The sequence below is a fragment of the Lentzea sp. genome (genome assembly GCF_036380075.1).
Taxonomy (GTDB): domain Bacteria; phylum Actinomycetota; class Actinomycetes; order Mycobacteriales; family Pseudonocardiaceae; genus Lentzea.
In genome coordinates, this window is the sequence record NZ_DASVFL010000377.1 from 24384 (window position 1) to 36397 (window position 12014).

At 72.3% G+C, this 12014-nt stretch carries 8 protein-coding genes; 5 read left to right on the forward strand and 3 right to left on the reverse strand.

Features of this window, described 5'->3' with window-relative positions; all coding sequences use genetic code 11:
• Positions 1-56 precede the first annotated feature (56 nt).
• Entirely contained in the window at positions 57-1283 is a 1227-nt protein-coding gene (locus tag VF330_RS39870) for an aspartate aminotransferase family protein (protein ID WP_330856943.1), read from the reverse strand.
• 77 nt (positions 1284-1360) lie between these two features.
• Between VF330_RS39870 and VF330_RS39875 the strand changes: the two genes are divergently transcribed.
• The 5 genes from VF330_RS39875 (at position 1361) to VF330_RS39895 (ending at position 10230) form a co-directional block, all read left to right on the forward strand.
• Positions 1361-2230, forward strand: a complete 870-nt coding sequence (locus VF330_RS39875) for a LysR substrate-binding domain-containing protein (RefSeq protein WP_330856944.1) — start codon at positions 1361-1363, stop codon at positions 2228-2230.
• 4 nt (positions 2231-2234) lie between these two features.
• Positions 2235-3215: a LacI family DNA-binding transcriptional regulator gene (locus VF330_RS39880; protein WP_330856945.1), complete on the forward strand. Its 981-nt coding sequence runs from the start codon at positions 2235-2237 to the stop codon at positions 3213-3215.
• A gap of 95 nt (positions 3216-3310) precedes the next feature.
• Entirely contained in the window at positions 3311-6100 is a 2790-nt protein-coding gene (locus VF330_RS39885) for a glycoside hydrolase family 2 TIM barrel-domain containing protein (protein WP_330856946.1), read from the forward strand.
• Between the two features lie 44 nt (positions 6101-6144).
• The gene (locus VF330_RS39890; RefSeq protein WP_330856947.1) at positions 6145-7149 is read left to right on the forward strand and encodes an LLM class flavin-dependent oxidoreductase; all 1005 of its coding nucleotides are present in this window, start codon (positions 6145-6147) and stop codon (positions 7147-7149) included.
• A gap of 48 nt (positions 7150-7197) precedes the next feature.
• Entirely contained in the window at positions 7198-10230 is a 3033-nt protein-coding gene (locus VF330_RS39895; RefSeq protein ID WP_330856948.1) for a BTAD domain-containing putative transcriptional regulator, read from the forward strand.
• A gap of 22 nt (positions 10231-10252) precedes the next feature.
• Here the strand turns inward: VF330_RS39895 and VF330_RS39900 are convergent, their stop codons facing one another.
• Both VF330_RS39900 and VF330_RS39905 read right to left on the reverse strand, forming a co-directional pair.
• Positions 10253-11026, reverse strand: coding sequence for an ABC transporter permease (locus tag VF330_RS39900; RefSeq protein ID WP_330856949.1), 774 nt, complete (start codon positions 11024-11026; stop codon positions 10253-10255).
• Positions 11023-11973, reverse strand: coding sequence for an ATP-binding cassette domain-containing protein (locus VF330_RS39905; RefSeq protein ID WP_330856950.1), 951 nt, complete (start codon positions 11971-11973; stop codon positions 11023-11025). The genes VF330_RS39900 and VF330_RS39905 overlap by 4 nt, the downstream gene beginning before the upstream one ends.
• Positions 11974-12014: the final 41 nt, after the last annotated feature.

Sequence of the window (12014 nt, forward strand, 5' to 3'; positions counted from 1 at the left end):
TGGACGGTCCTGTCAGGAAATGGCCGCACGTGGCGGCGAACGTCGGGTCCTCGGCGTCAGGCCGCGCCGATCGCCTCGTCCAGGATCCCCAGCCCCATCGCCAGCTCCTCCTCCGAAGCGGTCAGCGGCGGCGCGATCCGGAACACCCCACCCATCCCGGGCATCTGCACGATGTTCATGTGCAGCCCCAGCTCTAGGCACTTGGCGGTGATGGGCGCGCTCAGCGACTCGTCCGCGATCTCCAGCCCCACCAGCAGCCCGCGCCCGCGCACGTCCGACACCAGCGAGTGGCGCGAGGCGATGTCGTCCAGCCCGTTGCGCAGGAACGCGCCGAGCTTGGCCGCGCGCTCGTCCAGGCGTTCCTCGGCCAGGACGTCCAGCACGGTGTTGCCGACGGCGGCCACCAGCGGGTCGGAGACGTGCGTGGTGAAGAACAGGTAGCCGCGGGCGTGCGCCTCCTCCTCGATCTCGGCCGAGGTGACCACGGCGGCCAGTGGCAGGCCGGCGCCCAGGGTCTTCGACAGGGTCAGGATGTCCGGGACCACGCCGTCGCGTTCGAAGGCGTACCAGGTGCCCGTGCGGCACAGGCCCGTCTGGGCCTCGTCGAAGATCAGCAGCATGCCGCGCTCGCGGCACTTCCCGGCCAGGGCCGCGAAGTAGCCCGGCGGTGGTTCGAGGATGCCGCCGGAGGACAGGATCGGTTCGACGATGCAGGCCGCCAGGGAGCCGACGGACTGGGCGTCGACCATCTCGAACGCCAGGTCGAGCTGGGCCTGCCAGTCGCCGGACGGGGCCGGGATCGCGAAGTTGCCGGGGGCGGCGGGGCCGTAGCCCTTGCGGCCCGCGCTGTAGGTGGCGGCCGCGGCGGCCGCGGTCATGCCGTGCCACGAGCGGGCGAACGCCACCACCTCGTGCTTGCCGGTCACGAGCTTGGCCATGCGCAGGGCGGCCTCGTTCGACTCGGCTCCGGTGGTCAGCAGCTGCACCTTGGACAACGACGGCGGCAGCGTCTCGGCCAGGCGGCGGGCCAGGTCGACGACCGGGCGGCTCAGCATGCCGCTGAACAGGTGGTCGAGGTTCGCGATCTGGCGCTGCACGGTCTCGACGACGCGCGGGTGCGAGTGGCCGAGGATCGCGCTCATCTGGCCGGACGTGAAGTCGAGGACGCGGCGGCCGTCCTCGGTGAACAGGAAGCTCCCCGACGCGCTGTCGATGATCTCGCGCGTGAACGTTCCGCCGTAGCGGACCAGGTGGCGGTCGACGTCGTCCCAGAAGGTGTCCATGAGCAGAAAGCTACGAGCGACCGAGCGTCAGGTCCATCTCACGATGCCACGCTCGCTGTTCGGAAATACTGCACAGCATGACGCTGAACCCGTGGCGCCTGCGCCTGCTCAGCCAGCTCGACGCGCTGGGCACCGTGCGGGCCGTGGCGCAGGCCGCGAACCTGAGTGCCTCCAGCGTGTCGCAGCAGCTCGCGGTGCTGGAGAGCGAGACGCGCACGCAGCTGCTCGAACGGACCGGGCGGCGCGTCCGGCTCACGTCGGCCGGGCTCATCCTGGCGCGGCGGGCGCGGTCGATCCTCGACCAGATGGAGGCCGTCGAGGCCGAGCTGCGGGGCCTGAACGACGAGCCGTCCGGGCGCATCCGGCTGGGCGCGTTCCAGAGCTCGGTCCACACGCTCGCGGTGCCCGCGCTCCGGACGCTCGACCACCCGCACCTCAACGTCGAGATCGTCGAGCTGGAGCCGCACGCCAGCATGCCCGCGCTGCTCGCGGGCGAGGTCGACGTGATCATCACGACCACCGACTTCGTGGAGCTGCCGGTGCCGGAGGACATCGACGTCGTGCCGCTGGGCGAGGACCCGATCGTGCTGCTGTCGCCGCCGGGCCAGCCGAAGAACGACCTCGCGGCGTGCGCGGACGAGCCGTGGGCGTTCGACGTGCCCGGTTCCTACATGGCGAACCTCGCGACGCGCCTGTGCCGGCAGGCCGGGTTCGAGCCGAAGGTGGTCGGCCGGTTCAGCAACTACATGCTGACGCTCGAGCACGTCGAGGCGGGGCTGGCGGTCGCGGTGCTGCCCGCGCTGGCCGTGGACCGGCGGTTCGACGTCGTCACGAAGGAGCTGCCGGTGACGCGGCGGATCACCGCGGCCGTGCGGCGGGACTCGCGCGCCGCGATCACCGTCGTGCTCGACGCCCTGCATACTCGGTCGCAGTCGGACGAGAGGTGACCACGTGGGCAGGCGCGTGACGATCAACGACGTCGCGCGGGCGGCCGGGGTCTCGCGGCAGACGGTGTCGCGGGCTCTCAACGACAAGGGCGAGATCGACGGCGGCACCAAGCAGCGGGTCCTGGACGCCGCGAAGGAGCTCGGCTACCGGCCGAGCCGGTTCGCGCGCGGGCTCGTGCGGCAGGACAGCACCACGATCGGGCTCGTCATCCCCGACCTGCTCAACCCGTTCTTCACCGAGGTCGCCGCCGGTGCGCTGGAGGCCGCGCGTGCTCGCGGCTGGCACGTCATCGTCTATGACACGGCCGACAGCACCGCGGAGGAGAGCACTCTCGCGGTCGCGGTGTCCCAAGTGGACGCCGTCGTCGGCTATTTCAGCCTCGGCGAGTCCGAACTGGACGGTCACCTCACCGGCATCCCGGCCGTGCTGATCGGCCGCGAGCACCACACGCCGCGGTTCAGCTCGATCCGCGTCGACGGCCGGGCGGGCATCCGCGAAGCCGTCGGCCACCTCGTCGCCCGCGGCCACACCAGCATCGGCATGCTCGACCACGCGGGCCGCGCCGGACCGAGCCCGCGCCACGACTGGTTCGCCGGCGCGATGACCGAGCACGGCCTTCCGGCGCACCTCGTCGGCAACGCCGTGCAGTCCGTCGACGGCGGCGCCGAGGCGTTGCACGAGCTGCTCGGGCGGCACCCCGGCCTGACCGCCGTGCTCACCTACAACGACGTCATCGCCGTCGGCGCGCTCAAAGCCGCCCGGCGGCTGGGCCGGATCGTGCCGGACGACCTCGCCGTGGTCGGGTTCGACGGCCTCCAGCTCGGCACGGTCGTCGACCCGGCGCTCACCAGCGTCGCGCTCGACACCACCCGCATCGGCGCGCTCGCGATCGAGCAGGCGGGCAGGCTCCTGCACGGCGACCCCCTGCTGCCCGACGAAGAGCTGCAGGTCGACGGCGTGCTCGTGGTGCGCGAGTCGGCCTGAGGGCTTGACAGCCCCACCCGTGCGACCGATGCTTCGCGACGGCCCGTGAACGTTCACGGGAGCGGTCACGGAACCCGGCGAAGGGGCTGACGACCTTGTCGTACGTCGAAGACCCGTCCCCCGGCACCGGCGCGCTGCCGCCGCGTGCGTTCTTCACCTCCGACGCGGCCTCGCTACCGTTGGACGGCACGTGGCGCTTCCGCCTGTCGTCCCACGCCCACGCGCCGCTGGACACCGGGGACTTCGACGACAGCGGCTGGGACGCGATCACCGTGCCGGGCCACTGGCAGCTCCAGGGCCACGGGAAGCCCGCGTACACCAACGTGCGCTACCCGTTCCCGGTCGAGCCGCCGTTCGTGCCGTCGGAGAACCCGACCGGCGACCACCGGCTGACGTTCGACCTGCCGGCGGACTGGCCGGACGAGCCCGCGGTGCTGCGGTTCGACGGCGTCGACTCGTGCGGGCGGGTGTGGCTGAACGGCGACGAGCTCGGCGTGACGCGCGGGAGCAGACTGCCGAGCGAGTTCGAGGTCGGGCACCTGCTGCGGCCGCGCAGGAACGTGCTGGTGGTGCGCGTGCACCAGTGGTCGTCCGGCAGCTACCTCGAAGACCAGGACATGTGGTGGCTGTCCGGGATCTTCCGGTCCGTCACGCTGCTGTCGCGCCCGCGCGGTGGTGTCGCGGACTACCAGCTCACCGCTTCCTACGACCACGTCACCGGCCTGGGCACGCTGCAGGTGGCGGGCGCGATGGTGTCCGTGCCGGAGCTGGACGTCCACGACCTGCTGCCCGGTCAGGAGCTCTCACTGCCGGTCGAGCCGTGGAGCGCGGAGAACCCGCGCCTGTACGACGGTGTCGTGCACACCGACGCCGAACGGGTGCCGGTGCGGATCGGGTTCCGCACGGTCGCGATCGAGGACGGCGTGCTCACGGTGAACGGCGCGCGGATCGTCTTCCGCGGCGTGAACCGGCACGAGCACCACCCCCGTTCCGGACGGGCGGTGCCGCGGGAGACGGCGCTGCAGGACGTGCTGCTCATGAAGCGGCACAACGTCAACGCCGTGCGTACCAGCCACTACCCGCCCGACCCGCACTTCCTGGACCTGTGCGACGAGCACGGGCTGTGGGTCGTCGACGAGTGCGACCTGGAGACCCACGGGTTCGAGCCGCTGGGCTGGGCCGGCAACCCGAGCGACGACCCGCGCTGGGCCGACGCCCACCTCGACCGGATGCGGCGGATGGTCGAGCGGGACAAGAACCACCCGTCGATCGTGCTGTGGTCGCTGGGCAACGAGTCGCACACCGGCCTCAACCTGGCGGCGATGGCCTCCTGGACGCGCGACCGCGACCCGTCCCGGCCGGTGCACTACGAGGGCGACCACGACTGCGAGTACGTCGACGTCTACAGCCGCATGTACGCCTCGCACGAGGAAGTCGACGAGATCGGCCGCACTCACGCGCACGACCTGCCGTTCGTGCTGTGTGAGTTCGCGCACGCGATGGGCAACGGGCCGGGCGGCATGCTCGAGTACCGCGAGCTGTTCGAGCGGCACCGGACCGTGCAGGGCGGGTTCGTCTGGGAGTGGATCGACCACGGCCTGGAGCAGGACGGGCACTTCGCGTACGGCGGCGACTTCGGCGAACCGCTGCACGACGGCAACTTCGTGGTCGACGGGCTGGTGTTCCCCGACCGCACGCCGTCGCCGGGCCTGCTGGAGTTCGCCAAGGTCTTCGAACCGGTCCGGATCACCGGGTCCGCGGAGGGCCTGCGGATCACGAGCCTGTACGACCACGTTCCGCTCGGCCACCTGCGGTTCGACTGGGTCTGCGAGGACGACGGCATCGAGGTCGCCGCGGGTGCGCTCGACGTGCCGCCGGTCGCACCGGGAGCGCGGGTGGAGGTCGCGCTGCCGGAGGTGCCGGCGGTCTCCGGCGAGGGCCTGCTGACCGTCCGCGCCTCCCTGTCCTCCGCCACGACCTGGGCCGACGCCGGCCACGTCGTCGGCTGGGGCCAGATCGTCGTCGCCGAACCGGCCCCCGCACCGGCGGTCGGCGCGGTGGAGCTGGTCGGTCACGGCGACGTCCTGTGGCTCGGTCCTGGCGAGTTCGACCCGGTCACCGGCCTGCTGACCCGGCTCGGCGAGCACCCCGTCGACGGCCCGCGCCTCGACCTCTGGCGTGCCCCGACGGACAACGACCGCGGCTCGGCGCACCCGGAGGACCGCGCCTGGCGCGAGGCGGGCCTGCACCGGCTCCAGCACCGCGTGGTCGAGGTCGACCCGCGGGAGACGTCGCTGGTCGTGCGCACGCGGGTGGCGCCGCCGAGCCTGGGGTTCGGCATGCTCGCCGACTACACCTGGACCGCCGACGGCGACCGGTTGCGCCTGCGGGTCGACGTCACGCCCGACGGTGAGTGGCCGTGCACGCTGCCCCGGCTCGGCCTGCGCCTGGCGTTGCCGTCCGGGCTCGACACCGTGGAGTGGTTCGGCGGTGGTCCCGGCGAGGCCTACGCGGACAGCCGCCAGGCGGCGCGGATCGGGCGCTACGAGTTCACCGTGGACGCGTTGCAGACGCCGTACGTCTTCCCGCAGGAGAACGGCAACCGCGCGGACGTGCGGTGGCTGCGGATCGGCGACGTCCGGGTCGACGGCGAGCCGACGTTCGGCTTCACCGCCCGCCGCTGGACCAGCGAGGACCTCGACGCCGCCCGGCACACGACCGACCTGGTCCCACGCGACCGCGTGTACCTCAACCTCGACCTGGCCCAGAACGGCCTGGGCACGGCGTCCTGCGGCCCCGGCGTGCTGCCGCAGCACCGGTTGCACGCGCGGGAAGCCTCCTTCACCCTCACCTTCAGCCTGGTTCCACCATCTGGACGTAGTTGAGACGTCACCTAAACTGGGCGGCAGACTCGACTGAGGAGGGGTCCGTGCCGCGGAAGTCAGACCCGTTGCGGAAGCTCGGTTTTCTCACCATCGGACTGTTCGACGAGAACGACCCGGGTGCGGGCCACCGGTCCACGCTGGACGTCATCGCGCTCGGCGAGGAGCTCGGCTTCGACAGCGCCTGGGTGCGGCACCGGCACCTCCAGTTCGGCATCTCCTCCCCCGTCGCGTTCCTCGCCGCCGCCAGCCAGCGGACCAGCAGGATCGCCCTGGGCACCGCCGTCATCCCGCTCGGCTGGGAGAACCCGCTGCGCCTCGCGGAGGACCTCGCCACGGTCGACGTGCTCTCCGGCGGCAGGCTCAACCCCGGCGTGAGCGTCGGCCCGCCGATGCACTGGGACGACGTCAAGGGCGCGCTCTACCCGGAGACCGCCGACCTCGAGAACTTCAGCTACGACCGCGTGCAGCGGCTGCTGGACTTCATCGGCGGCGAGAAGGTCGCGTCGTTCAGCGGCGTCGAGGGCATCGAGGTGTGGTCGGACCGCGTCCAGCCGCACGCGGCGGGCCTGCGCGACCGCATGTGGTACGGCGGCGGCAGCCTCCGCTCGGCCGCGTGGGCGGGCGAGCACGGCATGAACCTGCTGACCAGCAACGTGATCCAGGCCGAGCAGAGCGAGGACTTCGCCGAGTCGCAGCGGGCGAATGTCCAGGCGTTCCGCGAGGCGGGCGGCGGCCGCGTCTCGCAGGGCCTGGTCGTGATCCCGACCGACTCGGCCTCCGCGGAGCAGCGCGCGAAGTACCAGGCCTACGTGGACCAGCGCACGCCGCGCACCGCCTCCCCCATCGGTCCCCGGCGGATGATGTTCGCGCGCGACATCATCGGCACGTCCGCGGAGATCGCCGAGCAGCTGTACGCGCACCTCGCGTTCCAGGAGGTCGACGAGGTGGCGTTCGCGCTGCCGTTCAGCTTCGAGCACGAGGACTACGTGCAGATCCTCACCGACATCGCGACGAAGCTGGGCCCGGAGCTGGGCTGGCGACCCGCCTGAGCGGGCGTTCGGGTCTGGTCGTCTCTCGCGATCTGGGAAACTGGACCCGTGCGCGTGGCATTGCTGGGTCCGACGGCCGCCGAGACCGACGACGGCACACCGGTCGACATCGGTGGGGCCCGCGTCCGCATGCTCCTGGCCCGCCTCGCGCTCGACCCCGGCCGGCCCGTGCCGACGACGGCGCTGATCGACGACCTGTGGGGTGAGCAGCCGCCCGCGGACGCGTCCAACGCGCTCCAGTCGCTGGTGTCGCGGCTGCGGAAGGTCTGCCCGGTCGCGCTGGAGCCCGGCGGCTACCGGCTCGGGATCGCGGCCGACGACGTCGACGTGTTCCGGTTCGAACGCCTGCGCGCCGCCGGGCGGCTGGACGAGGCGCTCGGGCTGTGGCGCGGGGAGGCGCTGGCGGACGTGCGGGAGGCGCCGTTCGCCGAGGCCGCCGCGGCGCGGCTGGACGAGGCCCGGCTGGCCGCCGAGGAGGACCGGTTCCGGACCGGTGAGCTGGACGTCGCCGCGCTCACCGCCATGCACGAGAAGCACCCGCTGCGGGAGCGGCTGGCCGGGCTGCTGATGCGGGCGTTGTGCGCGCAGGGCAGGCAGTCCGACGCGTTGCACGTCTACGCCGAGGTGCGCGGGCGGCTGGCCGACGAGCTGGGCGTGGACCCGTCGCAGGAGCTGCAGGACGTGCACCTGGCGGCGGTGCGCGGGGAGCTCGGGCCGCGGCCGGTGGTCGACCGGCTGCCGGTGCGGCTCACCAGCTTCGTCGGCCGGGAGGACGAGCTGGCGGAGATCGGCGGGCTGCTGGGCCAGGCGCGGCTCGTGACGCTGGTCGGGCCCGGCGGTGCGGGCAAGACGCGGCTGGCGACCGAGGTCGCGGCGCGGCATCCGCTGCACGGCAAGGGACGCGTGTGGTTCGCGGCGCTGGCCGGCATCCGGGCGGCGGAGGACCTCGCGGGTGCGGTGCTCAGCGCGTTCGAGGTCACGTTCACCGGCGACCCGCTGCGGCGGGCGGGCGAGGGCATGAACCGCATCGCCGAGGTGCTCGGCGCCGGCGACTCGTTGCTGGTGCTGGACAACTGCGAGCACCTCATCGGTGCGGCCGCCGAGTTCACCACCGAGCTGCTGCGGCGGGTGCCGAACCTGCGCGTGCTCGCGACCAGCCGGGAGCCGCTCGCGATCGACGGCGAGTCGTTGTGCCCCGTCGGCCCGCTGGCCGTGCCCCACGGGCAGGCGGACGTGTCCGGGTTCGGCGCGGTGCGGTTGTTCCTCGACCGGGCGACCGCGGTGAAGCCTGGCTTCCGGCTGGACGAGTCCACTGTGGACGACGTGCTGATGGTCTGCCGCAGGCTCGACGGCATGCCGCTCGCGCTGGAGCTGGCGGCGGCACGCCTGCGGTCGATGACGGTCCGGCAGATCACCCAGCGCCTCGACGACCGGTTCCGGCTGCTCACCTCGGGCAGCCGCACGGCGCTGCCGCGGCAGCGGACGTTGCGCGCGGTCGTCGAGTGGAGCTGGGACCTGCTGACCGAGGAGGAGCTGCGGCTCGCCCGGCGGCTCGCGGTGTTCCCCGCGGGCGCCGACCTGGCGGCGATCGAGGCCGTCTGCCTGCCGGACGCGTTGTACGTGCTCACCTCGCTGGTCGAGAAGTCCATCGTGGACGTCGTCGAGATCGAGGGCGAGCCGCGGTACCGGATGCTGGAGACGATCCGGGTCTACGCCGACGAGCAGCTCGACTCCTCCGGCGAGAAGGACGAGGTGGTCGGCCGGTTCCGGCGCTACTACCGCGACCTGACCGAACGGTGGGAGCCGCTGACCCGCACCGCCCGGCAGATCGAGGCGATCGAGGTCTACGAGGCCGAGCAGGACAACATCATCGCCGCGTTGCGCGGGGCCGTGGACGACCGCGAGGTCGAGCTGGCGACGGACCTGCTCGGCGGCGTGTTCTGGTACTGGCTGGTCAAGGGCGACAACGAACGCGCCGAGATGTCGGTGCGCGACGTGCTCGCGCTCGGCGACCGGCTGCCGCCCGACCGCCGCGCCACGTTCCGGGCGATGCAGCTCATCATGGCCGCGGTGCCCGGCGTGACGGACGCGGCGGAGGCGGCGACCGTCATCGAGAACTGCGTGAGCTCCGGCGCCGTCCTGAAGTACCCGTCGCTCGCGATCGCGCTGCCGATGCTCGCGTTCCTCAGCCAGAACCACGAGCTGGGGCGGCGCGAGGTGAAGCGGGCGGCGGAGAGCGACGACCCGTGGGCGCGGGCGGGCGCGGAGTGGGCGCTGAGCTTCATGCTGGTCGAGGACGGCGACCTCGACGGCGCCGAACGGGCCCGCGACCGGGCGTACGACCAGTTCTCGGCCATCGGCGACCGGTGGGGCTCGGCGATGACGCTCGGCATGAAGGCCGCGTTCGTCTCGCACACCGGGGACAACCAGGCGGCGATCGACCTGTACCGGCGGGGCCTCGCGGTGGCGACGGAGCTGCGGTCGCAGGACGACGCCGTGCAGCAGCGGTGGCGGCTCGCGGTGGAGTACTCGCGGATGGGCGACCACGCGGCCGCGGCGCGCGAGATCGCCGGGGCGGAGCAGTTCACCCGGGACGTCGGCAACGACCAGCTGTCCACCATGCTCCAGTACGCGAAGGCCGAGGTGGCGCTGCGCGCCGGCGGTGTGGAGGAGGCCCGCGCGCTGAGCGAGTCGTTCAAGCGCCGCGCTTCCGCGTCGTCGACGCTCGGGTCGTTCGTCGCGGAGTGGGCGGCCACGCTCGACGCGCGCATCGCCCTCGCCGACGGCCGGTTCGACGACGCCTCGGCCCTGGTCGCGGTGGCGATCGGAACGACGTCGGACCGCGGCGACATGCCGGACCTCGCCGGGGTGACCGAGATGCTCGCGATCATCCGCGACGCGCAGGGCCGCGACGAGGCGACCAGGCGGTTGCTCGCCTGCGCCCACATCATCCGCGGGCGGCTCGACCTGGGCGACCCGGACGTGCGCGGGCTCGTCGCGAAGCTCGGCGAGCCGGAGCGCCTGGCGATCACGAAACCCGAAGCGGTGCAACAGGTGCGCGACGAGGCGGGCATCCGCTGATGCCCGCCTCGTCGCCGAGTGCTCACACGCGCTTGCGGTAGGCCCACATCGCGAGCGGGAAGAACACCGCGACCGCGCCGACCATCCAGATCAGCGACCCGGTGAGCGGTCCGGCGATCGCGCCGCCGTTGAGCAGCCCGCGCAGCGCGTCCGCCAGCAGGCTCACCGGGCTGATGTCCGCCCACGCCTTGAGCCAGCCCGGCATCGTCGAGGTGCCGACGAACACGTTGCTGCCGAACGTCAGCGGCATGATCAGCACGAACATCAGGCCCTGCACGGCCTGCGGCGTCTTGAGCAGCATGCCCACGAACACCGACGCCCAGCAGAAGCACAGTCCGAACAGGATCGCGAGTCCCGCCGCGATCACCAGCTCCGCCGGGCCGGTCTGCACCCGGAAACCCATGACCACGGCCACGACCAGCAGCACGACGATGCACACGACGTACCGCACGACGTCCGCGAGCACCGCCCCGATCAACGGCGCCGACCGCGCGATCGGCATCGAGCGGAACCGGTCGAACACGCCCTTGGAGACGTCCGTGTTCAGCTGCACGCCCGCGGTCATGCTGGCCTGGAGGATGTTCATGACCATGATGCCGGGCACGAGCATCTGCAGGTAAGCATCGGTGTTCCCGGCGAGCGCGCCGCCGAAGAGGTAGGTGAACATCACCAGGAACACGATCGGCGCGATCGTCACGTCCGCCAGCTGCTCGGGGTTCTTGCGGATCTTGAGGATGCCGCGCCACGCCAGCGTGAGCCCGTGCCGCGTCCCCCTGTCCAGCGCGATGGTGCTCATGCCAGGCTCCCCTCGGTCTGCTTGCCGGTCAGCGCGAGGAAGACCTCGTCGAGCGACGGCAGGCGCAGCGCCAGCTCGTCCGCGGTGATCCCGGCCTCGTCGAGCTTGCGGACCAGCGTGGACAGCAGCACCGGGTCGTTGACGGGTGCCGTCAGCAGCCCCGTGTCGTCGTCGCGCGTCGGAGCCGACCCGGTGAGGTCGCCGAGGATCCGTTGCACCACGTCGAGATCGCGCGCCGACGTCGGCCGCACCTGCAACGTCTGGCTGCCGACCCGCCGCTTGAGCTCGTCGGGCCGTCCCTCGGCCACCACCTTCCCGTGGTCGAACACCGTGATGGTGTCCGCGAGCTGGTCGGCCTCCTCCAGGTACTGCGTGGTGAGCAGCACCGTGACGCCGTTCGCGACGAGCTTGCGGACCACGGCCCACACCTCGTTGCGCGCGTGCGGGTCCAGCCCGGTGGTCGGCTCGTCCAGGTACAGCACGGACGGGTTGCCGACCAGGCTGGCCGCGAGGTCGAGCCGCCGGCGCATACCCCCCGAATACGTCTTCGCGGCCCTCCCCGCGGCGTCGGTGAGCTCGAACTGCTCCAGCAGCTCGGCCGCCCGCGCCCGTGCCCCCGCACGGGAGTGGTCGAGCAGCCGGGCCAGCAGCACGAGGTTCTCCGTGCCGGACAGGTCCTCGTCGACCGACGCGTACTGCCCGGTCAGCCCGATGAGCGACCGGACCGCCCTCGGGTCCTTCACCACGTCGTGCCCGTGCACCGTGGCGTGTCCCGCGTCCGGGCGCAGCAACGTGGCCAGCACCCGCACCGCCGTGGTCTTGCCCGCGCCGTTCGGCCCGAGCACGCCCACGACCTTCCCCTCCGGCACCTCCAGGTCGACCCCGTCGAGAGCCTTGGTCTCCCCGTAGTGCTTGACCAGGCCTTCTGCCCTGATCGCCAGCGACATCGTTCGTTCCTCCCTGTGTCGGGGCAATCGTGCGCCGCAGC